General features: G+C 45.9%; 23 protein-coding genes. 16 read left to right on the top strand and 7 right to left on the bottom strand.

All coding sequences use genetic code 11. The annotated features are described in order from the left end of the window. Nucleotides 1-63 precede the first annotated feature (63 nt). From AZI86_RS09920 to AZI86_RS09905, 4 genes are all read left to right on the top strand, one after another. Nucleotides 64-1,167, top strand: coding sequence for a PA0069 family radical SAM protein (locus AZI86_RS09920; RefSeq protein WP_061834879.1), 1,104 nt, complete (start codon nt 64-66; stop codon nt 1,165-1,167). A gap of 1 nt (nt 1,168) precedes the next feature. Then, a complete protein-coding gene (locus AZI86_RS09915; protein WP_061834878.1) occupies nt 1,169-3,535 on the top strand; it encodes an ATP-dependent DNA helicase in 2,367 nt (788 codons plus the stop codon). Beyond that, nucleotides 3,525-5,096, top strand: a complete 1,572-nt coding sequence (locus AZI86_RS09910) for an exonuclease domain-containing protein (RefSeq protein ID WP_061834877.1) — start codon at nt 3,525-3,527, stop codon at nt 5,094-5,096. The genes AZI86_RS09915 and AZI86_RS09910 overlap by 11 nt, the downstream gene beginning before the upstream one ends. A 322-nt stretch (nt 5,097-5,418) precedes the next feature. Next, nucleotides 5,419-6,069 (top strand): HAD family hydrolase, encoded by a 651-nt coding sequence (locus AZI86_RS09905; RefSeq protein WP_061834876.1) that lies wholly within the window; start codon nt 5,419-5,421, stop codon nt 6,067-6,069. A gap of 218 nt (nt 6,070-6,287) precedes the next feature. Here the strand turns inward: AZI86_RS09905 and AZI86_RS09900 are convergent, their stop codons facing one another. Further along, complete coding sequence (locus AZI86_RS09900) at nt 6,288-7,832, bottom strand: AbgT family transporter (protein WP_061834875.1); 1,545 nt, start codon at nt 7,830-7,832, stop codon at nt 6,288-6,290. Nucleotides 7,833-7,968: 136 nt separating this feature from the next. Here AZI86_RS09900 and AZI86_RS09895 point away from each other — a divergent pair, with 136 nt between their 5' ends. Beyond that, nucleotides 7,969-8,325, top strand: a complete 357-nt coding sequence (locus tag AZI86_RS09895) for a diacylglycerol kinase (protein ID WP_061834874.1) — start codon at nt 7,969-7,971, stop codon at nt 8,323-8,325. Here the strand turns inward: AZI86_RS09895 and AZI86_RS09890 are convergent, their stop codons facing one another. Both AZI86_RS09890 and rfaE1 read right to left on the bottom strand, forming a co-directional pair. Further along, on the bottom strand, nt 8,326-9,861 hold the full coding sequence (locus AZI86_RS09890) for a phospholipase D family protein (RefSeq protein ID WP_061834873.1): 1,536 nt from the start codon (nt 9,859-9,861) through the stop codon (nt 8,326-8,328). Between the two features lie 53 nt (nt 9,862-9,914). Continuing rightward, on the bottom strand, nt 9,915-10,943 hold the full coding sequence (gene rfaE1, locus AZI86_RS09885; RefSeq protein WP_061835141.1) for a D-glycero-beta-D-manno-heptose-7-phosphate kinase: 1,029 nt from the start codon (nt 10,941-10,943) through the stop codon (nt 9,915-9,917). Between the two features lie 106 nt (nt 10,944-11,049). Here rfaE1 and AZI86_RS09880 point away from each other — a divergent pair, with 106 nt between their 5' ends. Further along, nucleotides 11,050-11,955 carry an alpha-ketoglutarate-dependent dioxygenase AlkB gene (locus tag AZI86_RS09880; RefSeq protein WP_061834872.1) on the top strand — a complete coding sequence of 302 codons (906 nt, stop codon included), beginning with the start codon at nt 11,050-11,052 and terminating at the stop codon, nt 11,953-11,955. Here the strand turns inward: AZI86_RS09880 and AZI86_RS09875 are convergent, their stop codons facing one another. After that, a complete protein-coding gene (locus tag AZI86_RS09875; RefSeq protein ID WP_253715855.1) occupies nt 11,956-13,686 on the bottom strand; it encodes a hypothetical protein in 1,731 nt (576 codons plus the stop codon). It abuts the gene before it with no gap. 138 nt (nt 13,687-13,824) lie between these two features. Between AZI86_RS09875 and AZI86_RS09870 the strand changes: the two genes are divergently transcribed. From AZI86_RS09870 to AZI86_RS19210, 9 genes are all read left to right on the top strand, one after another. Then, nucleotides 13,825-15,099: a Glu/Leu/Phe/Val family dehydrogenase gene (locus AZI86_RS09870; RefSeq protein ID WP_061834871.1), complete on the top strand. Its 1,275-nt coding sequence runs from the start codon at nt 13,825-13,827 to the stop codon at nt 15,097-15,099. 7 nt (nt 15,100-15,106) lie between these two features. Beyond that, a complete protein-coding gene (locus AZI86_RS09865) occupies nt 15,107-16,090 on the top strand; it encodes a quinone-dependent dihydroorotate dehydrogenase (protein ID WP_061834870.1) in 984 nt (327 codons plus the stop codon). After that, nucleotides 16,077-16,538, top strand: a complete 462-nt coding sequence (gene mutT / locus AZI86_RS09860) for an 8-oxo-dGTP diphosphatase MutT (protein ID WP_061834869.1) — start codon at nt 16,077-16,079, stop codon at nt 16,536-16,538. Before AZI86_RS09865 ends, mutT begins: the two co-directional genes overlap by 14 nt. Then, nucleotides 16,526-17,638, top strand: a complete 1,113-nt coding sequence (locus tag AZI86_RS09855; RefSeq protein WP_061834868.1) for a hypothetical protein — start codon at nt 16,526-16,528, stop codon at nt 17,636-17,638. The genes mutT and AZI86_RS09855 overlap by 13 nt, the downstream gene beginning before the upstream one ends. 57 nt (nt 17,639-17,695) lie before the next feature. After that, nucleotides 17,696-18,952: a glycosyltransferase family 4 protein gene (locus AZI86_RS09850; protein WP_061834867.1), complete on the top strand. Its 1,257-nt coding sequence runs from the start codon at nt 17,696-17,698 to the stop codon at nt 18,950-18,952. Nucleotides 18,953-19,032: 80 nt separating this feature from the next. Further along, complete coding sequence (locus tag AZI86_RS09845; RefSeq protein ID WP_061834866.1) at nt 19,033-19,317, top strand: HU family DNA-binding protein; 285 nt, start codon at nt 19,033-19,035, stop codon at nt 19,315-19,317. A gap of 198 nt (nt 19,318-19,515) precedes the next feature. Continuing rightward, a complete protein-coding gene (locus AZI86_RS09840) occupies nt 19,516-19,917 on the top strand; it encodes a DUF2089 domain-containing protein (protein ID WP_061834865.1) in 402 nt (133 codons plus the stop codon). Beyond that, a complete protein-coding gene (locus AZI86_RS09835) occupies nt 19,917-21,044 on the top strand; it encodes a pentapeptide repeat-containing protein (RefSeq protein WP_061834864.1) in 1,128 nt (375 codons plus the stop codon). Before AZI86_RS09840 ends, AZI86_RS09835 begins: the two co-directional genes overlap by 1 nt. Nucleotides 21,045-21,056: 12 nt before the next feature. Further along, nucleotides 21,057-21,350, top strand: a complete 294-nt coding sequence (locus tag AZI86_RS19210) for a hypothetical protein (RefSeq protein WP_157684673.1) — start codon at nt 21,057-21,059, stop codon at nt 21,348-21,350. Here the strand turns inward: AZI86_RS19210 and AZI86_RS09830 are convergent. The 3 genes from AZI86_RS09830 to AZI86_RS09820 all read right to left on the bottom strand — a co-directional run bounded on the left by AZI86_RS09830 (nt 21,280) and on the right by AZI86_RS09820 (nt 24,343). Continuing rightward, nucleotides 21,280-22,800 (bottom strand): nitronate monooxygenase, encoded by a 1,521-nt coding sequence (locus AZI86_RS09830; protein WP_081111833.1) that lies wholly within the window; start codon nt 22,798-22,800, stop codon nt 21,280-21,282. The two genes, AZI86_RS19210 and AZI86_RS09830, sit on opposite strands and share 71 nt — an antisense overlap. A gap of 66 nt (nt 22,801-22,866) precedes the next feature. Next, the gene (epmA, locus tag AZI86_RS09825) at nt 22,867-24,090 is read right to left on the bottom strand and encodes an EF-P lysine aminoacylase EpmA (RefSeq protein WP_253715854.1); all 1,224 of its coding nucleotides are present in this window, start codon (nt 24,088-24,090) and stop codon (nt 22,867-22,869) included. A gap of 10 nt (nt 24,091-24,100) precedes the next feature. Then, nucleotides 24,101-24,343: a hypothetical protein gene (locus tag AZI86_RS09820; protein WP_061834863.1), complete on the bottom strand. Its 243-nt coding sequence runs from the start codon at nt 24,341-24,343 to the stop codon at nt 24,101-24,103. A 161-nt stretch (nt 24,344-24,504) separates the two neighbouring features. On the opposite strand from AZI86_RS09820, the gene AZI86_RS09815 reads away from it, so the two are divergent. Further along, complete coding sequence (locus AZI86_RS09815; protein ID WP_061835138.1) at nt 24,505-25,926, top strand: TldD/PmbA family protein; 1,422 nt, start codon at nt 24,505-24,507, stop codon at nt 25,924-25,926. Nucleotides 25,927-25,928 lie beyond the last annotated feature (2 nt).

The raw sequence follows: 25,928 nt of genomic DNA, 5'->3' as shown, positions 1-25,928 counted from the left end.
TTTCTACCTCGACTCGCAAAGTTATTTGGTGTAAATAATGTGTAAATAGGTGATAATTTCCCTATGACACGAGAGTTTCGCAAGGACATTCGTGGTCGTGGTGCCAGTAGCAACGTCAGCAACCGCTATGATTCCCTGGCTTACGAGGCTACTGAGGAAGATTTCGATAATTATTTAGAAGATGAAAAATCGGTGTTGAGAACGCAAGTTTTCAAGGACTCCTCACGCACTATTATCACGAGCAATAAAAGTCCGGACATTGGATTTAGCTATTCCATCAATGCTTATCGCGGCTGCGAGCATGGGTGTTCGTATTGTTATGCGCGCCCTACCCACGAATACCTGGGCATGTCGCCAGGGCTTGATTTTGAATCTAAGATTTTTGTGAAAGAAGAAGCACCCCAGTTGTTGCGCGAAGCTTTGATGAAAAAATCTTGGCAGCCAGAAGTGATTTTTATGAGTGGGATCACGGACTGCTATCAACCCTTAGAGCGAAAAATGCAACTGACCCGCGGGTGCTTGAAAGTGCTGGCTGAATTTAAAAACCCCGTGGGCATGATCACCAAAAATGCCCTGGTCACTCGTGATGTTGATATTTTGCAAGAAATGGCGGCGTGGAGTGGCGCCAAAGTTTATCTTTCTATTACATCTTTAGATCCAGACCTGGCACGCCGCTTAGAACCTCGCACGTCGCATCCCGAAGCACGCCTTAAAGCCATTGAAACTTTAGCCAAAGCCGGTGTGCCTGTCGGCGTAAATGTCGCTCCTTGTATTCCCGGTTTAAATGATCATGAAATGCCGCAAATTTTAAAAGCCGCAGCAGATGCGGGGGCGACGTCGGCAGGTTTTACTCCATTGCGCCTTCCTTCAACGGTTTTACCGATTTTTACGGAATGGCTGGAAGTTCACGACCCATTAAAAAAAGATAAAGTTCTTAACTATGTGCGTGATATCCGCGGTGGAAAGCTGAATGATCCTAATTTTGGCTCTAGGATGCGCGGAGAAGGCCCTAGAGCCGACGCCATGGCGCAGATGTTTAAGCTTTACACTCGCAAATATGGTTTGAACATGAAAGACTTGAATCTGTCCGTGGCGCATTTTAAAAGACCCCCAGCCCACTTGGACCCGAGTCGAAGCCATGGCCAACTTAGTTTTAACATAGAGTAAAATGAGAAAAATTGCCCTGAACGTTAAACAATTCGCGCTGCCTTGTCCACGAGTGGGAAGTATCGAAACCCACTCTGGCTATGGCAATGCGCCGACCAGTGGGCAAGAAATTCATCAGTCTGTGCAACGTCAGCGCCTGCGCGAAAATCCAAAATATGAAGCAGAAAAAAAATTATCTTATAGTTTTTTGTCTGGTCCCTATGAGTTTGTCGTTTCTGGTCGCGCGGATGGCTTTGTCGCTGAACCCGCCATGATTGAAGAAATCAAATCAGCTTTTGACGTCGAAGAGCTGCAAAGAAAAATGCGCTTTGAGCCCGATCACCCTTACGTTTGGCAACTGCGCACCTATGGATACATTCATTATAAAGAAACCGGCGTGGTCCCCAAGTTAAATCTGCATTTGGTCTCATCGCGAAATTTTAAATCCCACACTTTGTCAATTGATCTGGATATTGAGTCCTATGAGTTCTGGTTGGGATTGCGTTTAAAAGAGTTGCTTGAAGAAACTAAAGTGAAAGAAAAGCTATTTAAAAAACGCGTGGCCATGGCTGAAGAAATGACTTTTCCATTTTCATCCCCTCGTCGTGGTCAAAAAGAATTAGTGCAAACAATCACGGATTCTTTTTCAGGTGGCGAGGCATTGTTGGTGCAAGCGCCGACGGGTTTAGGAAAAACTGCGGGCATCCTTTATCCCTCACTTAAAGAATCATTGTCGCGAGGGCAAAAGGTTGTTTACGTGACGCCGAAAAATTCCCAGCACCAAGTGGCCGAAGAAGCGGTCGAGAAAATTCAAGAGCAAGGCTGCAAAGTCCGTTCACTGACTATCACGGCCAAAAGCAAGATGTGCCTTAAGAACGAACCTTTGTGCAATCCGAAATATTGTGAATTTGCTAAAGACTATTACGCCAAAGTGGCGACGCATGATTTGGTAAATAAGATGTCCCGCCTCCGCAGTTTGAATTCCGAGAAGCTAAAAAAAATGGGCGAAGAGTTTGAAGTCTGTCCGTTTGAGCTATCGGTTGAGGCCATCGAACAAGCCGATGTCGTGATTGGTGATTACAATTACGTCTTTGCCCCGCGCAGCTTGGTAGGCCGCTTGGCTTTGCCTTTGCTCGAACCGGATCAAAAAGCAAATCTGGTGATTGATGAAGCCCACAACCTGCCTTCACGTTCTCAAGACTACTTTTCCCCGACTCTTTCCACCTTGCAGTTTAATATCTTGGAAAAAGATTTTGTTAAATTGCCCGCCCAGTATGCGTTACAAGCGCACAGCTTAACGGCTCGGGCCCGGCGTTTGATTCAATCTTACGGTACAGATGGTGTTTCAAAAATTATCAAAGTCGAGTTTGAACCTATTTTAGATTTAGAAAAAGACATCCGCGATTTGACCACGGATTATTTAGATTCAGATGTGGAAATCTTATCCCAAGATCCGATCTTGCGACTGATGAACTTGTGGACGGACTTTACAGCGTCCATTCAGTTTGCTGGGGAAGAGTTTTTTCAAACGTATCAGCGCCAAAATCATCACGAGATGATCAAGATCACCTGCTGTGATGCCTCTGAACATTTGAAGCTCGCTTATGACGAATTTAAGAATGTGGTGGCTTTTTCGGCGACATTAAAACCTTTTCGTTACTACCAAGAGCTTTTGGGTTTTGACGAAGACGCCAAACAAGTGGAATTCCAATCGCCATTTGAAAAAGAAAATCGGAAACTATTAATAATTCCACAAATTTCCACGAAGTTTTCGGACCGACATCAAAGTGCCGGGAAAATTGCAGAAACTATTCAGCGTATTTCTTCGGTGAAGCCCGGAAACTATATTGCGCTTTTTCCAAGCTTTGAGTTCATGCGCATGGCTCAAGATAAACTGGTCCTGCCGCAGTTTAAGCTTTTAGTGCAAGAGCGCGAGATGAAGCAATCGCAGATCCAAGAATATCTTGAAGAGTTAAAAGCGGCTAAAGAGCCGACGATTTTATTCGGTGTTCAAGGCGGCGTTTTTTCCGAAGGCGTCGACTTTCCAGGTGACATGTTGATTGGCGCCTTTATTGTGGGGCCCGCATTGCCGAGCTTTGATTTTGAACGTGAACAGATACGTTCGTACTATGAAAGGCGTTACGGCAAAGATCATGCTTTTAATTATGCCTACGTTTATCCGGCGATGGCGAAAGCCATTCAATCTGCGGGCCGCGTGATTCGTTCTGAAAGTGATCGCGGCGTGATTGTGATGCTGGATTCTCGCTTCTTACAAAATAGCTATTTTGAGACTATGCCCGAAGGCTGGTTTGAAACTTCCCCGCAAGAATTAGTATCACGACAAATCCTCCAAGACGTAAAACTGTTTTGGGAGGCCCATGGCGCTTAAACTTAAGAATGTTATTTTCTTAGATTTACAAACCACGGGCGCTAAACCCGACACCGCTCATATTTTAGAAATGGCTTGGTCCTTTATGCATGGTGAAGCCGTGCATTCGCGTACGGTGAAATTGCCAAATGACGAATTAATTCCCAAAAGAATTCAACTTATTACGGGAATTAAAGACGAAGTCATGCTGGCATCAAAAACTTTACCAGAAGTCTTATCAGACTTTAAAGAATCACTAAAATCTTTGAACGAAGAAAAACCTTTGGCGATCATTCACTTCGCCCAATTTGAACGCCCGTTTTTGATGGATGCCTTCGAAAAGCTGGGCGAAGAAATGCCATTTCAGATTTTATGCACCCATGAAATTGCCAAACGTCTTTTCCCGAACCTTCCCACTCGCGGCATTAAGGGCTTAGCCGGTTACTTTGGTTGCCCTTCTGGCGAATTAAAGCGCGCTGAAGGCCACGTGCAAGCCACGCAGGTGATCTGGCAGGGTCTTATGGCCGCGTTAGAAGAAAAAGGCCTTTCGACTTTTGAAGCTATTCATGAATGGCTGGCGGAAACTCCGAAAACGGCTCGTGGAAAATACGAATACCCATTGCCCAAAGAAAAACGTCTCGGCCTGCCAAAGCAGCCCGGCGTGTATCGCATGCTCTCCCGTTGGGGTGAAATCCTTTACGTCGGTAAAGCGACTTCCTTGCATGATCGTGTGAACAGTTATTTCCGCGGGCAGAAAAATCGGGATTCCAAAAAATTAGAAATGCTCACCCAAGTATGGGATCTGCGCGTGACCGTGGTGGGCAGTCCCTTAGAGTCTGCTTTGTTAGAAACTGATGAAATAAAAAAGTGGAACCCACCTTACAATATCAGCTTGAAAGTCGGCCGTCGTGAATTGGCTTTTTTTAATCGCGATTTCACGTCCATGCGCAATCAAGCAGATGAAGAGCATGTCATCGGTCCTTTTTCCAACGCCATGGCACTAGATTCTATCTTACGTTTAAGCCTTTCCTTACGCTCGCCCAGCTTTGATGAACATATGTTCTATGAACCTCTTGATGCTGAATTGTTAAAGGCCGGCTTTCAACTGTTCTGCGAACGGCATGGCTTTGAACCGGAAACTTTCACCTCGGTTCGTTCGATTTTGGCGGTGGGTTTAAATTGGTATCGTCAATTGGCAGAAGAGGCCGAAGAGAATTTGGAGGAATGCTCCAATGACACCAATGTCTCGATGGATGAGCAAGGCCAAGAAGATGTTGAATTAACTCCTGAAGACCTTGCCGATAAGTTTGAACGCCATTTCATTCGTTCGGCGGCGACCTACTTACGTACCAAAAAATTAACCGCACTGTTAAACGCGGACATTGAAATCGACACCAAAAATAAAATCTTTCTGCGCACGCGCAATGGACAAGTCGTCTCTGAACTTAACCCGGATGGCGCTCGCCTTCAAAATCCATGGCAGGACTCTTCCATTGATACTTATGATCGCATGACGGTTTTGTTCACCGAGCTCAATAAGCTTAAAGACAAAGACCACGACGTTCGCATCAGCCTTAGATAAAAGAACTTCCCAACCGCAGTAAAAAATGAGATATAAATTCTGATCATGAGCGCCAGGCCTGGCTTTGCAGACAGGTGACGAGGAACAGGGATTATCGAAACACTCGGCGGGTACCCTGAAGGTTGGCTTAGACCTTTGAAGTGAATTTTAAAAACCATTGGCAACGGTGGCGACAAAGAAATTCACCAAGCAGGAAAATATCTTTTTCCTAAATCTGTTTTCAAAGTGATCAACCATAACATCTGCACATTTTCGCGCGAAGGCGTTTCGCCCCAAGGCATTGGTGCGTCCTGTTTTCATGCGATCACGAAAGGATTTAGGAATGAAACCTAAATACGTTATTTTTGATTGCGATGGAGTCCTGGTCGACAGCGAGATCATCGCCAACCGCGTGGAAGCGGAATATAAAACAGAGCTAGGCTTTCCCATTTCAACTCAAGATCATATCGCCAAGTTTACGGGCCTTGCGACAAATCATCCCTTAGTGAAAGAAGAGCTGTCACGTCTGCCCGACGATTATTTAGATGTGGTCGACAAGCGCATCCAAAGAGTTTATGAACAAGAACTTTCTGCCATTTCGGGAATTCATGAAACCTTAAATCAATTACACTTTCCCAAATGTGTCGCCTCAAACAGTGATTTAGAATCCATCGTGCGCAAACTGGCGTTCACTCGCCTGCTGCCCCATTTTCCTAAATCTATTTTTAGCAGTCAGATGGTGCGCCAAGGAAAGCCCGCACCCGATTTATTTTTGTATGCGGCAAAGACCCTGCAGTGGCAGCCACAGGATTGTATTGTAATCGAAGACAGTGTTGCGGGTGTTCAGGCCGCCCTCGCTGCGGGAATGCGAGTCTTGGGCTTTACCGGGGGACAACATATTCAGCTGGGTCACTCGGATACTCTTAAAGGGCTAGGCTCAACCAAGGTGTTTTCTGATATGCGAGAGCTTCCAGAAATTTTGCGGCATCTTTGATTTAGAAATTTTTAAAGCATGTCCGTAACATTGCACAGCTAGTTCCCGCGTCGGCGGAGTTTTCGTCGTAATAACCAAAGCATTTTTAAGGCTCATGGCTTAACGCGCTAGTGCTACCTACGTAGGTAGCACTACTGCGTTATCGTAACTCTGAAAGTGCCCGCTCCTAATTACCGAAGCGTCGCGTACTGAAATAATGCGGCATCCTGATGCCGCATTTATGGCATGATATATTTCAAATGTGCGCCCGGTCCTAATGGCAATTCAAAACCAATCCAAATAAACAACAAGATCGACCATGAGATCAAAAAAGCAATCGAATAAGGAAGCATCAACGCGATCAATGTGCCTACACGGGCGCGCGGATCGTATTTATTCGCAAATGCCAAGATTAACGGGAAGTACGGCATCAGTGGGGAAATAATATTCACCACGGAATCAGCAATGCGGTAGGACGCTTGCGTTAATTCAGGTGCTAAACCCAAGATCATAAACATCGGCACAAATACCGGCGCCATCAAAGCCCACTTCGCGGATGCACTGCCGATAAAAATATCCAGCACACATGTTAAAATAATAAACCCAATCATTAAAGGCACCGCACTGAGGTTCATGCTCTTTAAAAAGTCTGAACCATGAACGGCCATGATTAAGCCCATGTTAGAAATCGAAAACAAGGCAATAAACTGCGCGGCAAAAAACACCATCACCAAATAAGGCGCCATGGTCGCCATAGATTCCTGCATCGCATTTGTGACGTCGTTCTGTGAACGGAAAGTTTTAGCTCCCCACCCATAAACCAGACCCGTCAGCGCCGCAAAAAAGAAAATGATCGCGATGATCCCTTTTAAAAAGGGAGAGTCTAACAACGATCCGTTGGTAGGATTACGCAGGAAACCTGATTCGGGAACAGTACCGATGAGGATCGCCACAATAAGCACGAAGGCCACAATACCGGCCCACAAAAGACCGCGTTTTTCTAAAGCACTCAATGGGGCCGGCTCAGATCTTTCTGCATCCCCTTTGTATTCACCTAAAAATGGCAAAGTGATTTTCTTCGCGACGATAGTTCCCACCGCAATAATCAAAATCGAAGACACCGACATAAAATACCAGTTTACCAAAGGTGTGACGGAGTATTGTGGATCAATGATACGAGCCGCCTCTTGAGAAAGACCTGAAAGCAAAGGATCCAGCGCACTGATAATAAAGTTTGCTGAAAATCCGCCCGAAACCCCGGCAAAACAAATCGCCAAACCCGCCAAGGGATGCAAACCCACACTGTGAAAAGCCATTGCCGAAAGAGGAATCAAAAGCACATATCCGACATCCCCCGCCGTGTGCGACATGATTCCCGCCAATAAAACTGCCGGAATGATTAAAGCTCGGGGTGATTTAACTAAAATGGAACGCAATACGGTTCCTAGCAATCCACTTTTTTCCGCCAAGCTAAAACCTAACATCGCCACCAGCACGGTTCCAAGCGGAGCAAAGCCCGTGAAATTCTTAATCATGTCTGTCAAGATGCTACTAAGACCCGCGGCCGACATAAGATTCACGGGTTTGATGACTTCTTTAGTCACCGGATGCACCGCTTGCATATCAAAGGCTGTGGCCAAGGCCGAAAAGATGATGACAAAGAGACATAAAGCCAAAAACATCAAGGCCGGTTGGGGTAATGCATTTCCCACCTTTTCTACCTTTAATAAAAAGCGGTACAGTTTTCCTTCTTGAGCGGCATCCGTATTTTGTTCTGTCGTCATTATTTTTCCTCTTAGCGAAAACATAAACAGATTCAGCGTGACTTGCCACACTAAAAAAGACTCACCTCGATTGAAGAAGCGCCGCTTCCACAAATAGGAGCTGACCCTCTAAGAGACAGCCATATACGATCAACGAATGAAAAACTTAAGCTTCACCAAAAGAATGAGCTTTGCTTTTGCCGGAATCGCGGGCGCTTTTCGCCGTGAAGTCAGTTTTCGATGGCATATCGCTGCCACTCTCTTCATTTTATTATTTTGCCTGATTCAAAGACCACCCGCTGTTTGGTGCGCTCTTTTTGCGGTGGCTGCAAGCGGCGTGATGGTATTGGAATTACTTAACACCGCCCTTGAAGCTTTGATGGACAAGCTTCACCCCGGGCATGACACTGAAATTGGCTTTGCCAAGGACTGCCTTGCGGGTGCTGTGCTAATCGCCAGCATCGCTTCGCTTGTGGTTTTCGCTCTTTATTGCGGTTCTCTTATCGCGGGATGACTAAAGCAGGCTTTCGGGAACGAAAAGTCCCAAAAATCCGGAAGTAAAAGTTTTCCACCCCGAGGCCTCCGGTTCCGAGGTGAGCACCACATCCTGGTCATCCTCTCGAGTTTCCCAGCGCAGTTTATTTTTTTCATCCAAGGTGACACGGTAGGCGAGTTCAGACATCTCTCGCTTTAAATTCGTCACAAAAAGATCGGCAAGCTCGGGGCTTTCAATGAGAACCCCCAATTCCGAATTTAAATCCACGGACCGTGGATCAAGGTTCATGGATCCCACGAACATCACCCGTCGATCAAAGATATAAACTTTTCCATGCAAACCAAGGCGCCCCGCGGAGGTGATGCCCATGCGACTTTTAGAACCTTGCGGAATGCGCACCTTGGGTTTCATCTCATAAAGGCGAACTCCCGCCTTGATAAGTCCTTTACGATATTTTTTGTAACCGGCGAAAACCAATCCCACATCGTTGGAGGCTAAAGAGTTCGTAAACACATCAACCTGGACACCCGCTTTGACCTTTTTTGCAAAATAATCAACGCCATTTTTTCCTGGGATAAAATACGGAGAGACGATGAAAATTTCTTTTTGAGATTTAATCGGTAACCCCGTGACCTGATTTAAAGGTGGGCCCGCATTTTCATCGCCACGAATTTTTGCCGGCGAATCAGAAACAATCTTGCCCCGGCCCCAAAATGTCTTAAGTTTTTCCGTTTTCAAAAAAACGCTCAAGGGAGCCTCGTTCAGACTTTTTTGATATTCGGAAGCGGCCAATGACTTGGCATCGGCGTTCAGAGCCTCTTTGAGTTGAGACAGGTCCTCGGGTCGCAGAGAGCGCTTATAAAGTTCTGCGATGGGGATGGCCAATCGGTCATTCCAATACAGATCAAAACTTTGGGAAGCTTCCTTAACTACAGGACCAAAACACCAGACGTCAAAATCACCAAAGTTCGCTTCACTGCTGGCAGTAAAATATTCGTTGCCGATATTACGACCACCAATAATCACGGTCTGGTTATCGGCGATCAAAGACTTATTGTGCATCCGCCGATTGATTTCGCCAAAGCGAAAGACTTCAAAGATTCTCCATGTCCGGTTCGCAAAAGGGTTGAACATTCGCACTTCGATATTGGGATGTGAATCTATAACCAATAAAGAATCTTGATATTTGCCGATATTAAGATCATCCAACAACAGTCGAACGCGCACGCCGCGATCCGCGGCCTTAATAATCTCACTGAGCATGAGTTTACCGGTGTCATCGTCGTGCCAGATATAATATTGAACATCTAAAGATTTTTCCGCATGACGAATGGATTCCAATCGCGCCACCAAGGCGTCGGTGCCCGCCACCAACGGGTGAAAACCGGATTGGTCCTTTTTAGATTTTATTTCTTTCGCGAAGTACTTTCCCCAGTAAGTGTTTTCAGTGTCTAAAAAATGGTAGCTGGGGGTCGCATTAAAATTTTTTGGAATGCTTTGGCAGGAAGGTCCTGTAAGTACAAATATCAAAAAGCTCCAGACCACGATCTTCATAAATTCCAATCTATTACAAAGCACGGTCTGGCGGCCACATGTCATTTACCAGATTAATGGGCGGTTTTGATATACTCAATCAATTCAGGGATTTCACAAGGCACACAACCCACCTTGCCGACGACCACACCCGCAGCATAGTTAGCTAACATGCAAGAATGCACAAGTGACAGACCGGACACCAACCCCAAAGCCAACGCAGCAATCACCGTGTCGCCAGCCCCAGTGACATCAAACACTTTGCGTGCATAAGTCGGAACTTCTGTGACTTGATCGCCAGAAAAAATCGTCATCCCGTCTTTACCACGAGTGACCACCAGCTCTTTTGCGCCCGTGATTTTTTGTAAAGCCCGACCGACTTGCACCACCTGGTTTGGATTTTCGCGCAATTCATTGAAATCAAGACCAGCCATGATGACGGCTTCATCGTAATTGGGTTTAATTAAATCCACGCCCGAATAAAAGGCCGCGTGATTGTTACGATGTGGGTCGACTAAAAGTTTTTTACCATTTTTATGACAAATTTCCGCGATCTTGGCGACACCCGGACCCGAGATCACGCCTTTGGCATAATCTTCCATGATCACACAATCGGCTTTAGAAACATTTTTTTCTACCGCAGCGATCAAGCGCGCCTCGGCTTCCGAAGAAAGATATTTACGCATTTCATGATCCACGCGAACGATGTGATGGTGCTTCGCCATCACGCGTGTTTTGCGGGTCGTGGGACGAGATTTATCCACGATCATGTATTCCCAGCTCACACCATTTTTTTCACAAAGATCTTTTAATAGGCTGGCACCAGTATCATCACCCACCACCGACACCAGCATGGCTTCGCCACCGAGGCTCACCACATTTTGCGCGACATTAGCGGATAAACCCAAACGCATGTCTTCAGAGTCGACTTCAAGAACCGGCACCGGGGCTTCAGGACTGATGCGACGGACTTCACCCATAAGGTATTCATCAAGGCCGACGTCACCGACAATCAGAATCTTTTTCCCTTTAAGGGCTGGGATCTGATTTATAAGAAGTTGTTTTTCCTGAGGACCTACATTTGCTTTCACTGGAGTTGTCATTTTTTCATCCTCCCCACGCTTGTTTTTAGCCGACAGGAACCCCAATGTCACTCTCTAAGCGGTGGCACTTGGCTTGGGAGGCCCCCGTGTGGTAAAACCGCCGCTCATGTTTAAGCCCAAATCACGTTTTCCATCTTCTCACAAACCCCGCTCCGGAGCTTCCGCCACTGCTGGTGCTGGGAACCAAAAAGGTCCGCCGAAGGCCCGCGGCTTGGTTTATAAACAAGGCTATATCTCCCTGCGCGAAAAAGAGGAGATTTTAAAATACCTTCTTTCGCTATTTCCGATTTGGGAAATGCGCTATTCTAAAAACAATCCTCCCCCAGAAAACCAAAAGCAGCGCCCCCTTTTGCGCCCCGTTTATTGGTTAGGAAACTGGCAATTTGCGTGCTTGAATTATTATCATCCGCCGAAGGGCTTGTATGACCGTTGTGTGACGGCCGAACCTTATCCCCCCATTTTGGAATACTTAGTTCAAAAGATCGAAGCCTTGGTGCATGAAAGTTTTGAAGCTCGCGATATTCCTCGCGGTTGGCATCTGAACACCTGTTTGATCAACTATTACGGCAATCAGGTCACCCCCGAAGGCAAAGAGCTTGATTGTGCCCGCGTGGGTGAACACAAAGACTTTGAACCGGGACCGGTCGCATCCGTTTCTTTTGGAGAGCGCGCCTTGTTTCAGTTTGTTTCAAGCCGCGGCACCGAATCCAAATCAGAAGTCGTGTTACAACAGTGGTTGGAAGATCGCTCGCTGCAAATCTTTGGCGGGGATAAGTTTAAAAAACATCTTTTTCACCGCGTCCAACGCGTGGAAGAAAAAGAAGATCTGAATTTTAAGTTGAACGAGATTGAGAACTTTAACACCCGCAGAATCAACCTCACCTTCCGCTATGTGCCCGATGATCACATCGTGCCGTTTTCACGTTTGGGCGCCGCCGCCCAAGAGGATGTGCGCGGCTACGTAGAAAAGCTTGCGGAAAAATCTGAATTCTTTAAAGAACAATTAAAATAATTATTGCGCGATCTTCCAAGAAGCCACAAGCACGGGTTTACCGGCTTTAACGGTCATACGCGTTTTTAAGTTTTGATTCACCCAACGCACGATCATGTCTTTTTCAGACTGCGAAAGCTCGGCATTTCTAAACTGAAAATCAAAACCCGATAACGGCAAACTTAAGCGCATGGATTTTTCCGCGTTCTTAGAGTTCTTCACCGTAAAGGCGATGGTTACAAATTTATCTTTGGTTGAAGGCTCTTGCACTTTGAATTTCACGTGAGTGCCTTGATCAAAAAAACCCTTCCACTCTTCATCGCTTAAATCGACTTCGAAAGTTTTTTCTTCTAACTGAAATCCGGGCGAATGAGACAAAATGTACGATTGGAACATCGTGGTTAATGCCGACCAGTCATAAGGAATGGGCAAAGTGCAGTGGAAGCCCTGTGGGAAATCAATCACGTGCAGATTTTTGCTGGTGATTTTCATTGCGCCGTCACGAATTTTTTCTGAATTTAAATTAAACGGAACAACAGAATCTTGCTGAGTTGCATAGATAACAACGGGCTGTTTAACGTCCTGATAATAGCTCCAAAAATCATTCAGCGCCCAAAAGTCCCCGCGATCTTTCATACCAGGTGGAAGCTTGATCGTCGACACATAAGAAAGCCCCCCTTTATAAGTGCGAGCGATTTCGCTGACGGTTTTGCTCATGAAATGAAACATCTCGTACTGCTTTAAGCTGGGAACTTTTTCATCCAAACCTGAAAGGCGCTGCTGACTCCAAACATCCACCAAAGCCGAACGCCAACCGTTTTCGGTGATATTACGCATGGTCGGCTCTAAATTCACAACCGGACACAGCGCTGTAAAACTGTTGATTAGATTGTCCTTCGCCGAGGAATTAAACTTATTCAGCAAAGATGAAAACAAAACGCCGTGGCCGCCAAGACTAATACCAAACATGTGCACACTTTGGACGAGCTTTGACAAAGGCTCATCGGGACTGGTCAGTAATTTTGCGATATGAATATTTTGAATCCCTTCATCATATCCACCGAAAGAAAACTGGGTGTTATTTGTGATGAAATCATTGCTGGTCATGTTTTCAACAACCAAAACATTAAATGGGGACTGTTCAAAGAGCATCATCAGCCACCCACGCTCGGGTCTAAAGTCTTCGACATTCGAAAAGATTCCTAAGCGCACCACCACCATCGGACGGCGCTTCAAATCTCCCTTTAATGCCAAAAGACCTTTCAGCTTGATGTTCCCCGGTAAGTTGATGATCACCCGACGCAAGAACGGATGAGTTTGCGGCTCATAGCTGAGCGACATGATTTGTAAGGCATTGATCAACGTGTTCTGAGAGCCGGTTTCCAACTCTTTACGACAGTCCTTAAAGTACTTTTCCACCAAAGCGCCCTGCAACTGCAATGAGTTAGCAAGACGCGGATCCATCATATGTTCTTGCCATTTTTCACGGGAACAAGCGTCGCTAAACTCGGGCGCTTCACCCGTCGGCGTCCAAGCAAAAACGTTTTGAAAAAGGAAGTTTAAGGGCTGCGGATAACGCCCTGGGTTGTCAATCAACGGAGATGTTTCAGAGGGTATTGAAAAGCGCGAACTAGCAAATTGTTCGATAAAGGCCCGCTGCTCAGAGACGATTCCCGCGGCGGCCGACGTTTTTGACGTGAGCGTCAGGGACAAAAAGCATAAAAAGAGAGTCAAAAGACACGACTGAAGCATAGGTCCTCATATCGAAAAAGAACCACTGAGTCATCAAGCTTTTTCCGGGGTGACTTTGAGTATTTACTTCAATAAACTTTTCCCGTCTTACTGTGACTAATTCCGCACAGAAGACTCAATAAATGGAGATACAAAATCATGGAACACAAAATTGAGCCCCTCTATGACGGGCCTCTTTTTAGAAACGCCCTTCAAACTCTTGAAGAAGGTGCAAAACTTATCAACTGCGATCCAAACGTTCTTGAGCGTCTAAAAAGACCTCGTCGTGCTATCACCGTCTCAGTGCCGGTGCGCATGGATGACTACAGTGTGAAAGTGTTCACTGGTTACCGTGTTCAATACTCTCCGACTTTAGGCCCTTACAAGGGCGGTATCCGTTATCACCAAAACGTAGATCTTTCGGAAGTTGTCGGCCTTGCGGCTTTGATGACTTTCAAAAATTCTGTTTTGGGCCTTCCTTTAGGTGGAGCAAAAGGTGGTATCACTGTTGACCCAACCAAACTGTCTCGCACTGAAAAACAAAATTTAACTCGTCGTTACGCCTCTGAAATTGGACCTTTCGTCGGACCCACTAAAGATATTCCAGCTCCTGACGTGGGCACAGACCCGCAAACCATGGCTTGGTTCATGGACACGTACTCACAAGAACAAGGTGGCTTTGCACAACCCGGTGTTGTGACAGGGAAGCCGGTGGAAATCGGTGGATCTTTGGGTCGCAACCACGCCACAGGTTTGGGTGTTGTTTACGTTGCCGAAAAAGCTTTCGAAGTTTGCGGCATGAACATGCGCGGATCGACAATCGCGATTCAAGGTTTCGGTAATGTAGGATCTTTCGCGGCAAAATTTGCTAGCGAACGTGGCGCCCGCATCGTGGCCGTGAGCGACGTTTCAGGCGGTATCCACAACGGTGATGGTCTAGATATCGCCGACGTCATGGAATATGTAAAAACTCACAAAGTCCTTAAAGGCTATCCAAAAGCTCAACCGATTTCGAATGAAGAATTGCTTGAAGTAAAATGTGATGCGCTTTTCCCTTGCGCGCTTGAAAATCAAATCGACACGCACAATGCGGAAAAAATCCAGGCAAAAATTATTTGCGAAGGTGCCAACGGACCTATCACAAACTCCGCGACAAAAATTCTTCATAAACGTGGAGTTTTCATCGCTCCAGACGTTATCGCCAATGGCGGTGGCGTGATCGTGTCTTACTTCGAATGGGTTCAAGACGTTATGTCTTACTTCTGGGATGAAGATGAAGTGAACGGTCGTCTAAAAGGTATTATCACCAAGGCTTTCGATAAAGGTTACGCGTTTTCTAAAGAAAAAAACGTCGACATGAGATCTGCGGCAATGGCGGTTTCAGTTCAACGTCTAGAAAAAGCGATGCTTCTTCGCGGTCTTTACCCAAGATAGGACTGATATGCGTCCTTGGCTTTTATTGCCACCCCAGTGGGCTCATGATTTGAGCTCACTGGCTCTTCCTCTCTACTCCGCAATTTACGGACAAAAAACTCCGCACTGGAAAAGTTTCACTTGGCGTGACCTGCACTTTGCAAACCCCTTGGGAATTGCCGGGGGCGTCGATAAAAATGCCGATCATCTGAATGATTGGTGGAAACTTGGTTGCGGCTTTGTTGAAGTCGGCACCGTCACTCCTCGCCCCCAAGATCCCAATCCGGGAAAAATTATGGATCGCGATCTGCATCTGCAAGCGATGTGGAATAAGATGGGATTTCCCAGCGCGGGGGCTGACGAAACTTTTTTTAATCTTGCGGGCTATGCACCCAACTATCGCACCCCGATTTTTGTAAACATCGGGAAAAATCGTCACACGCCCAATGAAGAGGCAGTGAATGATTATGTCACCCTGATAGATAAATTCAGACCTTTTGCCGACGCATTTGTGGTTAACATCTCGAGTCCGAACACCAAAGGTCTGCGTGATTTACAAAGCAAAGAAAATCTAAGCCATCTGCTGGGTCCGATCTTAGAAAAAGTCTCTCACTTCGAACCCACACCCGTTCTCGTAAAACTTTCTCCGGATATGGGGGAAGAGCTTCTTTCCGAAACTGTGCAGCACTGCCAACAGTTGGGCATTGACGGATTTGTGTTAACAAACACGACTTTATCCCGTCCCGCTGGCTGTCATTTTCCTGCAGAAGGTGGTCTTTCCGGAGCACCTTTGAAAGACCTTTCAAAGCGCGCTTTGCAAATTGCTGTTGAAAGTTTAGGCAAAAAACGAGAGGGATTACTATTAGTCAGCGCTGGAGGCGTCTTATCCGCAGAAGATGTCTTTGAAAGATTGCAAATGGGCGCAGATCTTGTTCAAATTTATAGTGCGCTTGTATTTCATGGCCCCGATTTTTTCCATGAAGTCGCGAGAAGGTTTAATGACGGACGATAATGCGGTCGAGGTAAAGCCGAAAAAGTCGAAAATTAGGAAAGGCCACTGGATTCCCGTGGTCGCTGGATTTTTGCGCAAAGACGGTAAAATCTTGGTCGGTCAACGTCCTGAAAATAACTCGCTGGCGGGTCAATGGGAATTCCCTGGCGGCAAAATCGAATCTGGCGAAACTCCCGAAGAAGCCTTAGCTCGCGAGCTCAATGAAGAATTGGGTATCGAAGCCGAGGTCGGCGACCTAAAGCTTGCTTGCACTCACTCTTTTGGTGACGTCGGCATTTTGATTTTATTTTACGAAATTCTGTATTGGAAGGGACAACCCAAAGCCAAACATCACATGATGTTGGAATGGATTCACCCTGAAGAACTGCGCCATCGCAACATCCCTGAAGCGAATCGTAAAATCTTAGATAAAATCTATAAAGCCCTTGGACTTGAATGGCGAAAATAATTCTGGCCAGTCAGCATATCAACTCGACTTCTTGGCAATTGGCGAAAGCCCTCAAATCTCAACAGCACGAAGTCGTCTTGATGACCAGTTATGGAGAAGTGCCTCCAGAAAACAGCAACGGCATTGAAATCATGGCTTATTTTCGTCGCTGGAGCGCCCTTGAAGGATTAAGAATCATTCCGGGACTTTTTGGCTTACAGCCCCAGATTTTCCATCTGCTTTTAGAAGAAGATCGCATGAATGGAGCACAAATTGTGCTTTCCACATTCGCCAAATCTCATCCCTCTTGCGTTCTTACAACCTCGCTTTTAAATATTAAACACGGACTGACACGTCGAAATCCCGTGCGCTATTTGGTGGAAGAAAGTGACATCATCACTTGTCCGACCGTTGAAAACCTTGGCCAATTGCGTGGTCTTAATGTCAGTTCTCGGCGGCAAGGACGCGGCATCTTACCACCGGTTTTGGATCTGCAACACCCCTCAGAGATTATCACAAGTGACGAAGAAGTTTTGCGTTTTGTCGATAGCCTGACTCAAGGAGAGTTTATCGTCATTCCGTTTCGAGAAACAGGATTTAAACCTTCTTCCGACGCCTTCATTCGTCTTAGAACCATCGCTGCAAAATTTAAAGTGATCTTGTGGGGGTCTTATTCTCACTGGTCCTTGCGCGATAGAAAAAAATTCGCCGCGTGGATGGAAGCCCATCAATGCGCGGGCAACTGGGCTGTCACCGGTGAACTTGAACCTTCCATCAGTCGCACCCTTTTACAAAAAAGCACGGCTTTGGTATTAGCTGGCCAATCTTTGACCCCGATTGAAATGACCGAATACGTAATGCGGGCGATTCAGTCCCATGCCGTCCTGGTCTTGGATTCAAAACAATCCAGCATCCATGCCGATCTTTGGAAAAACGGCGTGAACTGTTGGGTCCTGCAGCATGAACAGTTGCAAAAAGACCTCATAAAACTTTTGGCCAAACCAAGCCTGAAGCTTGCCGAAACACTTTCCGAACAATTTTCTCAAGAGCGTCACTTAATGGATTCGTCCTTAAATGAACTCAATCGTCTGTACAATCGAGCCCTCAATCACTTAAGATAGATTGGCGGCTTGCGCCGTAAGAGGTGCGGCGGGCTCGGCCCGCGGAACTGGATTAGTATGGCTAAAAAGGCTTTGCCGGAATCTTTAAACATCTGTCTGACGTCTCATCGGTTCCCGATTTTAAGTCGTGCAACCGATCATGGCTTTCTTTGGCCTATTGCTAAAGGTTTAGCCAAAGAAGGGCATAAGGTTACGGTTCTTGCTGCAAGTTCTTTACTAAAGAAACCTGAAGTGGTGCGTGATGGTGTCCGCGTTTTTTTCTTACACGAAGGTGCCAAGAATCTTTCGCATTTAAACTTCCAAATGGCCGTGCGCCAACGCTTTGCCCAGCTTCATAAAGAAGAGCCCTTTCATATCGTTCATAGCATCGATAAATCAGGCTATCGTATTGGCACACGAAAAAAAAATCTGAATGTGGCGATCGCATACGACGTGGAAGCGACACAAATGTCACAACTTTTTGCGATCTTAGCCATGAAACAAGACACCTTAGGAAGCATGCTTTCCACGGGACTGGCGACCGCTTATAAGTTTTTAACGACTTATTACGGCGGCGATCGTCGCTTGCTATCAACCGCCGACGGAATCTTTGTCACCAATCCTCAGCAAAGAATTATCTTAGAGCGCTATTATCTTTACCCTGATTTTCACACCTACACGGTTCCTTACGGAATCGAATTGGGGGACTTAACTCCGAAAGAAAAGTCTTTAGAGCTAAGAAAAAAATTAGCTATTCCCGAAAATGCTCACGTCGCCGTGACTATTTCAGACATGACGGAAGTAGCAGAAATTTTGCCGGTTTTAAGAGCTTTTGAGAAAGTCGCTTTAAAAAAGCCTAATAGCTATTTGATGATTGTCGGCAATGGTCCCAAATTTAAAAATATTGAATTTGAGATTCTAAACCTCGCCTTAGGTAATCGCGTGATAATGACCGGCGCGGTTCCGGCTCAGGAAATCGAAGATTATATCATCCTGGGTGATGTCTTTGTAAACATGGGCTCGCGCACGACGGGTTTTGAACCTTCGACTTTAGAGGCGATGGCGCAAAAAAAGGTGGTTGTGGGTTCGGAAGTGTCCCCGATTGCCAATATCATTGAAGACGGACGTGATGGGTTCTTATTAAGACCTGCCGATTCAGATTCCATGGCCAATGTGCTGGTAGAGATTTTTTCCGGCACTCTTTCGGCGGACGAAATAGGCGAAAGAGCCCGCCAAAAAGTGGTTGATCTGTTCGATACGCCCAAAATGGTCCAGGCAACCCTTGATGCTTATCGTAAAATCCTGATTAATACCGGTTTGTATAAGAAGCAATGAGTTAAAACCAGGGATTTTGATAGTCAGAGCCCCCAGGCTCTGTATAATCGAGAGTGTTATCAATACTTTAAGGAACCAGCATGACGAAAGCGGATTTAATAAATTTGATCTCGGAAAAAGCAGGCATCACTCGCGTAAAAGCGGAGACTGTGGTGAACACCATTTTTGATTCTATGGTGGAAGCTTTGATGCGTGACGACCGCATTGAAATTCGTGGCTTTGGTTCATTCGTCAATCGTCAGTATGGCGCCTATAAAGGACGCAATCCTCGCACGGGTGAAATCATCAATGTCGAAGAGAAAAAACTTCCCTTCTTTAAAGTAGGAAAAGAACTTAAAGAAGACATCAATAAAGGCAAAAACTAAGTCTTTTGATAGAAGCTTAGAAAACTAAAGGCTGCTCGTGAGCAGCCTTTTTTATTTTTAATTACCCGAAAATCTTGAATCGCGCCGACTTTCAAGGGGCCTTCCATAACCCCTTAAAATTCTTAGTATTTCTATGTAATTTTTAATATATTAAAATCGATATTGATATTTTAAATAAAAAGCGCTATAAATGTGAATATGAGCAATATCGATTCAAACATTCTATGCCCCGCTTGCAATGGCTTTTTGAGCCCAACAGTCTTGTCTTGCGGTCACTGTAACATCCGCGTGGAAGGCCCTTTTCAGTTAAATGAATTCGCGACCTTGCCACCGGAAGACTTACATTTTTTGCGAATCTTCATTCAGTGCGAAGGAAGAGTCCGCGACATGGAACCCGCTTTGGGTCTGAGCTATCCCACCATCCGCAATCGTTTGACCCAGCTAAAAAATAAGCTCGCCGTCGGATTAGAAAGCGAAGTGGGAGAAAAACCTAAACCCGCTTCTTCGGCAAATGCGACCGAAGAAGTTCTTTCTCGTCTTGAAAAAGGCGAGATCACTTTTGATCAGGCTATGAAACAGATCAAGAAAGGCTCAAAGTGATGAACGAACAAATCAAAAAAGTTTTAGAAATGAATAAATCTGGCGCACTCACCGATGATCAGGCCACCGCCCTTATCGAGGAGTTGATGAAGAAGGCCCAAGCTGAGGGCTCGGCCCAAGCCAACTCACAAAATGAGGAGGATGAACGCGATCGTCGCGGTGACCGTCATGAACGTCATGATCACCATCACGATGAACGCTTCAAACGCCGTGGTCGCCGTGGTCCTTGGGCTCATGGACCGCGCGAGTTCCGCGGAGGTCCTCCTCATTTCGCGTCTTTTATTCATGATAAAATCCACGAAAAAATGCACGAAGCTATGGGCGGTCCCTTCGGCCAAGATACGGGCGAGGGGAACTCTATCACCATGTCAAAATTCGAAGCCCCTCGCGGACCGCAGTCTGAATTTAATAAAAATGCGATCACGGTGTCGTCTTTTTCGGACGTTGCTTTGAAAAATTCTAAAATGAACAACAACCGCATTGATGCCAGCAAGGTCAGCGATCTGGATATCGAAAATAGCGAAATCGCTCACCTCGGCGTCGCTGGCAGTTCAATCAGTGACTTGCAGATGAGAAACGCGACCCTGTCTGAAACGCACTTTCACGGATGCAAGTTAAGCGACGTGGCTATCAAAGAAGGCAGTGCGATAGATAATCTTGAGTGCAATGGCTGCGTGATTCATGATGTTCACTTTGAAGGAAAGTCCCAGTTTAAAGATTCGGTTTTACATGGCACTTCTTTAAAGGATGTGGCCTTGGGACAATCCACCATCGATGGCCTTGAAACCCATGGTGTGTCCTTTCACGACGTGCACTTTGTATCATCAACCCTTAAGGACTGCGTGATCAAAGGCGCCAGCTTTCAAGACGTCGAATTTATAAATTCGCAACTTAATGAGGTGATCATTTCTTTTGAAGGAACATGGATTCTAAAAAAGAAAGGCTTTGCCGATATGAAGCTTGATAACTGTCACCTTACTAAAGTGATGTTCAGCGATTGCTCGCTGACGGATATCAAGATCAGCAACGTCACTTTGTCAGATTTAAAAATTATAAACGTTCACCTATCAGATATCGAAATCGACGGTAACGAGGCCTTTTTAAAAGCATTTGGTTTAAACAAATAAGGAACTTTGCAGATGAGATTATTTAGACTTATTGGACCTGTTGTGTGGGCGCTTCCAGTTTATTTTTTATGGAATTACTTGTCCCCGATTTATCTTTCGCAGCTGCCCGCTCAGTATTTGGACATTCCATTCTGGCATATCGCGGGGGCTTTTGTGTTATGGAAGATCGTCATCATGATGATCTTCCCGCACCACTTTCACCGTCCTTTTTATAAGTACGGGAAATTTTCGAAGCTTAAAAAATTTCAGCGTTTTGCTCACCACGGTCGTTGTGGGGGCGTGACGGAAACTTATTATCATCGTTAATTTTAACGGTTACGGCTAACGGCGACTGAAGATAGTTAATCACATCTTTGGCGCCGTAAGATTTTTTACCGGGCTTTAGCATGCGAGCCACGTTATTCAAATCATCACCTGCAGTTAAAAGCGGAAGTTCTGCAATGCCACCGGCCTGAATCTGTCCCATACCGATATCGGCCATCAAAGCATTACATAAACATTTGCGCCCGACGGTGTCTTCTTCTAAGCCGCCTTTACGAACATAGTCTTTCACGGGTTCTGCCGGACAACGCTGCCCCACGCTGCCATCTTCTTTTTGATAAGCATGACGAAGATAACCTAAATCACAAATACGTTTTCTTTGCGCGTAAAGAGTTTCTTGGGAAACGGTCCAATCTAATTTTGCCGCTTTAAACGGAAAACCTGTTGGTGAAGAACGTGGATCTGTAAAAATCCAACTTCCGTCCGGGGCTTGTTTTTTCAAAATATCAGCAATAGCGCGTTCACGATGCTCAAGCGCGACTCCTGATTCATCACAAAACGCAAACAATGTTCCCACTTGAATGCCGTGAGCACCCAAGCTTTGGACTTCGGCCATCTTTTCTGGCGTTGCATAATATCCCGCCATCCAAAATGGAAGTTCTAACGCCTTCATGTCTTCTAAAGAAACGACATCTCGTTCACCGTAAATCGGCTCGCCCTGATCAGTCAGCTTCATCGGCCCCCGTGGCGGAGCATTGTGCCCGCCCGCCAAAGGGCCTTCGACGATAAAACCATCCACGCGGCCCGTGGATTTTTTCTTTAAGTTCGCCGCAAGTACGGCTGAAGAGACAATCGGAAAAAAGAACGGACGTTTTAAAGGTTTTAACTCTGTTTCTTCCATCACTTGGTGCGGGTGGAAGTAGGTCAGTGATTCTTCAGAAGCACCTACGACTGAAATTTTCAAACTGGCCGTTTTATTTTCGCTTAATAAATCCAACGCCCCCGGGATTTCGCGCGGAATACCCGCCCCCATAATGACGTAATCCACATCAGCAAGCATCGCACCATAAAGGCAAGCCAAGTTCGGAAGCTGAACCTTCTCTAAAAGATTTAAACCGACAACACCGTCGTGGCCTTCTTTCGCTAACCACACCTCGACAAAACACGCCACCACCGTTAATTGTTGTAGCGCCAGCGGCGACTCTAAAGAATATAAAGGCGATCTTTTATAGGTTTGATTTTTTTGGCGGCCGCCTTCGATGAAATAAGTCTCTAAGATTCTGTTGGCGATAGTTTGCGATGGAAATGCACGCATTGCGCGACGAACATGACCTTCAAGATCTCCGTCTTGCAAACGTCGAACTAAAACAGAATTGATAGCTGTTCCAGAAATCACGCCCAGTTGCCCCGTCATGGAAACGGTTTTTGCCAGGTTCCAGTTAGAAACCGCGATACCCATGCCACCTTGAATGATTGTTGGATGCTTACATTTCATGTTCGTAACCCTATCGGGGTCCGAAGTATGTCTCAACACAAACACGTGACGCTATAAGTTATGTGACTACCAGCGCAAATTTAATTGTGGAAAAAGACGCAAGTCCTCGATGTCAGAGATGCCTTTTAAAGCCATATAGAGCCGCTCGACTCCCAAGGCGATCCCCGCTGATGGCGGCATCCCCGCTTCCAGGCAGCGAAAAAACTCTTCATCTAAAGACACCGGCTCGCGATGACTTTCTTTTTTCTTATTGAGGTCTTCTTGAGCTCGGTGGCGCTGAACGTAGGGATCGTTTAATTCGTTAAAGGCATTGGCCAGTTCTAAACCTTTCCAATAAGCTTCAAACCGATCACCCCATCCGTCTTCAGTGAGTCGCGCTAAGGCTGCTTGATAAGGTGGATACTTTTCTACGAAAACTAAATCTTCCGGTGGTAACTGTGATTCAATTTTTTCCATAAAGATCAGGAAAAACAGATCATCAATGCTTTCTGCACTTTGCACATCGACTTCTAAACGATCCGCCAAATTTTTTAGATCAATGGCCGAAGTCTGCGGCGTGAAATCAAAATCGCAATATATTTTAAAAAGTTCCGCGACACTATAAGTATGAACCGAGACCGGTGCTGCAACATTAAGAAATTTTACCATATGCCCAATAAGAGCCACGACATCATCTTTGATCGCTGGCAACGCTTCGTAAGCGCGATACCATTCTAACATTAAAAACTCGGGCTGATGTCTTTGGGTGATTTCCCCATTGCGGAAACAGGGGGCCAGTTCAAAAATTTTCTCTCCGCCCAAGGCTAAGGCTTTTTTTAAATGCAGTTCCGGACTGGTCGGGAGGTAAAGGCGCTCCTGTCTTGAACCTTGAACTAACAAAGTCGTAAACACATCTAAGCTCGGCTCAGTTCCCGGGCAACGCACCAGACTTGGAGTTTTCACCTCCACGAATTCTTTCTTTTTAAAGAACTCGCGAATTTGATTTAAATAAGCTGACCATTCTTGCAAAAAAACTTTATCGAAATGTCTTAACGGCAGCGCCGTTAATTGCGGTGAGAGTAAAACTATTTCTTCAGCTGAAGTCACTGCGACCAAATCACCTTCAATCAGATGTTCAGAATGTGGCGGTGCTATTTGAAACGAAACTTTGTGGATCTTTTCATCGCGAATAAGTTGAAGTTTTAAACCTTCTTCGCGTTCGATCTTATATATCCTTCCCGCCACTTTCACTTCGGAAGGCATGGCGGGATAAGAAGTCCAATGATGGGAAAGGTATTCTGCTCTGTTCAACAGGCAGACTTTAGCGGCAAGTCCCCTGTCCGCGCAAGTTTTCTAGCTGATTTAGGATGGAACCAAGATCATTGGCGCCAAAAACCACGTCCTCGTTCACATAAATGCGGTGCTTCACCCATGATCCGCGATAAATTCCTTCACTCGCAACAAAGCACGCCGGAGTTTCATCCATCGTCATCGCTTGGGCGATGTTAAATTGTGTAAAAAGTGCAATTGCTATGGTGGCTAAAGCTGCTAAAAATACTCTCATAAAATCCCCGTCCTACTTCGGCCAAGCCGAAGCTCTAAGCAGAGGCGCCAAATCGTCCCCACTTTTCCCTGCAAATCTGTTAAAGCAAAGGCCTTGCCAAGTTATTTTGTCACCAGTACAAAGCACCTATTGCTCATTTTTTGAGAGAGGTTTTCCGAATGATGGATCTACAACGCACTCTGCAATCCGTGAAAAACCACGCTGATTGGATCAGTCTACGCCACGTTACAGAAAAAACTACGCTTCGCTCTTACCGCGATGAAAAACCGGACCGAAATCAGATCTCTTACGATGATGGTGTCATGGTGGAAGTTTTGGTGAACGGTCATTTCGGCTATGCTGGCACCAGTGACATTTCTGACGCCGGTATCCGCAAAGCCGCTGACAGAGCGGTTTTGATGGCAAGATCTGCCGTGGACAAAAAAGCGTTTAACTTCACACTAGAGCAAAGACCCCAGTCACAAGGTCGCTATAAATCTCCTGTTATCAAGCCTTTAGATAGTTTTTCAGCAAAAGAGATTTCAGACATCTTTGTTGATGCCAATAAAGCCATGAAGGTTTCAGATAAAATTGTCAGCCGACAGGCAACCGCGATGATCGTGGAAACTCATTTCTATTCTATTTCTTCGTCCGGTTCTGAAATGGAACAAAACTTTTCCATCGTCAGTACTGACTTTTCAGCCACGGCGGCCGAAGGCAGTGAGTTTCAAACTCGCACCGAAAATGGGGGCTTAGCCCGTTGTTTCCAAGTCGGCGCGGAAATCTTTGATCGTGTTTCTATTTTAGAGCGCAGCCGTCGTGTGGCTGAAGAAGCCGTCGAACTTTTGACTTCAGAAAACTGCCCAAATGAAACCATGGATTTGTTGTTGGCGCCGGACCAAATGACTTTGCAAGTGCATGAGTCCATCGGTCATCCACTCGAATACGATCGCATTTTAGGTGATGAGCGCAACTATGCTGGTTGGAGTTTCGTGAAGCCTCAAGACTTCGGCACTTTGCAATACGGATCAAAACTTATGAACGTCACTTTCGATCCGACGGTGCAAGATGCGATGGCCTCTTACGCGTTTGATGATTCTGGCAACAAAGCGACCAAAGAATTTTTAATCCGCGAAGGAAAGTTAGAACGTGGCCTGGGGGGTTTAGAATCTCAAGCCCGCTTAAAACTTCCGGGAGTGGCGAACACGCGTTCTTCCTCGTGGAATCGTGCGCCAATTGATCGCATGGCCAATATCAATTTAGAGCCAGGCACATCTCGCCTCGAGGACATGATCGCTTCTGTTGAGCGTGGCGTCTTTATGATGGCGAATAAATCTTGGTCAATTGACGACTACCGCAATAAATTCCAATTCGGTTGCGAGTACGCCAAACTCATTGAAAACGGTCAATTGACGAAGACTTTGAAAAATCCTAACTATCGCGGCATCACGGTGCCCTTCTGGAACAGCTTAAAAGCCGTCAGCCAAGCCCGTGAAACCTACGGGTCCCCGTTCTGCGGTAAGGGCGAGCCAAATCAAGTGATCCGTGTGGGTCATACAACACCTTATTGTCTTTTCGCGAACATTGAAGTGTTTGGGGCCTAGGA

The sequence above is a fragment of the Bdellovibrio bacteriovorus genome, assembly GCF_001592735.1.
Taxonomy (GTDB): Bacteria; Bdellovibrionota; Bdellovibrionia; order Bdellovibrionales; family Bdellovibrionaceae; genus Bdellovibrio; species Bdellovibrio bacteriovorus_D.
The sequence above is the reverse complement of the archived record's forward strand: the minus strand, read 5'-3'. Positions and strand labels throughout refer to the sequence as shown.

What these genes read in the sequence shown, in the direction of transcription:
- AZI86_RS09920 (WP_061834879.1), top strand. Translation starts at nt 64, where the DNA reads ATGACACGAGAGTTTCGCAAGGACATTCGTGGTCGTGGTGCCAGTAGC.
- AZI86_RS09915 (WP_061834878.1), top strand. Translation starts at nt 1,169, where the DNA reads ATGAGAAAAATTGCCCTGAACGTTAAACAATTCGCGCTGCCTTGTCCA.
- AZI86_RS09910 (WP_061834877.1), top strand. Translation starts at nt 3,525, where the DNA reads ATGGCGCTTAAACTTAAGAATGTTATTTTCTTAGATTTACAAACCACG.
- AZI86_RS09905 (WP_061834876.1), top strand. Translation starts at nt 5,419, where the DNA reads ATGAAACCTAAATACGTTATTTTTGATTGCGATGGAGTCCTGGTCGAC.
- AZI86_RS09900 (WP_061834875.1), bottom strand. Translation starts at nt 7,832, where the DNA reads ATGACGACAGAACAAAATACGGATGCCGCTCAAGAAGGAAAACTGTAC.
- AZI86_RS09895 (WP_061834874.1), top strand. Translation starts at nt 7,969, where the DNA reads ATGAAAAACTTAAGCTTCACCAAAAGAATGAGCTTTGCTTTTGCCGGA.
- AZI86_RS09890 (WP_061834873.1), bottom strand. Translation starts at nt 9,861, where the DNA reads ATGAAGATCGTGGTCTGGAGCTTTTTGATATTTGTACTTACAGGACCT.
- rfaE1 (WP_061835141.1), bottom strand. Translation starts at nt 10,943, where the DNA reads ATGACAACTCCAGTGAAAGCAAATGTAGGTCCTCAGGAAAAACAACTT.
- AZI86_RS09880 (WP_061834872.1), top strand. Translation starts at nt 11,050, where the DNA reads ATGTTTAAGCCCAAATCACGTTTTCCATCTTCTCACAAACCCCGCTCC.
- AZI86_RS09875 (WP_253715855.1), bottom strand. Translation starts at nt 13,686, where the DNA reads ATGCTTCAGTCGTGTCTTTTGACTCTCTTTTTATGCTTTTTGTCCCTG.
- AZI86_RS09870 (WP_061834871.1), top strand. Translation starts at nt 13,825, where the DNA reads ATGGAACACAAAATTGAGCCCCTCTATGACGGGCCTCTTTTTAGAAAC.
- AZI86_RS09865 (WP_061834870.1), top strand. Translation starts at nt 15,107, where the DNA reads ATGCGTCCTTGGCTTTTATTGCCACCCCAGTGGGCTCATGATTTGAGC.
- mutT (WP_061834869.1), top strand. Translation starts at nt 16,077, where the DNA reads ATGACGGACGATAATGCGGTCGAGGTAAAGCCGAAAAAGTCGAAAATT.
- AZI86_RS09855 (WP_061834868.1), top strand. Translation starts at nt 16,526, where the DNA reads ATGGCGAAAATAATTCTGGCCAGTCAGCATATCAACTCGACTTCTTGG.
- AZI86_RS09850 (WP_061834867.1), top strand. Translation starts at nt 17,696, where the DNA reads ATGGCTAAAAAGGCTTTGCCGGAATCTTTAAACATCTGTCTGACGTCT.
- AZI86_RS09845 (WP_061834866.1), top strand. Translation starts at nt 19,033, where the DNA reads ATGACGAAAGCGGATTTAATAAATTTGATCTCGGAAAAAGCAGGCATC.
- AZI86_RS09840 (WP_061834865.1), top strand. Translation starts at nt 19,516, where the DNA reads ATGAGCAATATCGATTCAAACATTCTATGCCCCGCTTGCAATGGCTTT.
- AZI86_RS09835 (WP_061834864.1), top strand. Translation starts at nt 19,917, where the DNA reads ATGAACGAACAAATCAAAAAAGTTTTAGAAATGAATAAATCTGGCGCA.
- AZI86_RS19210 (WP_157684673.1), top strand. Translation starts at nt 21,057, where the DNA reads ATGAGATTATTTAGACTTATTGGACCTGTTGTGTGGGCGCTTCCAGTT.
- AZI86_RS09830 (WP_081111833.1), bottom strand. Translation starts at nt 22,800, where the DNA reads ATGAAATGTAAGCATCCAACAATCATTCAAGGTGGCATGGGTATCGCG.
- AZI86_RS09820 (WP_061834863.1), bottom strand. Translation starts at nt 24,343, where the DNA reads ATGAGAGTATTTTTAGCAGCTTTAGCCACCATAGCAATTGCACTTTTT.
- AZI86_RS09815 (WP_061835138.1), top strand. Translation starts at nt 24,505, where the DNA reads ATGGATCTACAACGCACTCTGCAATCCGTGAAAAACCACGCTGATTGG.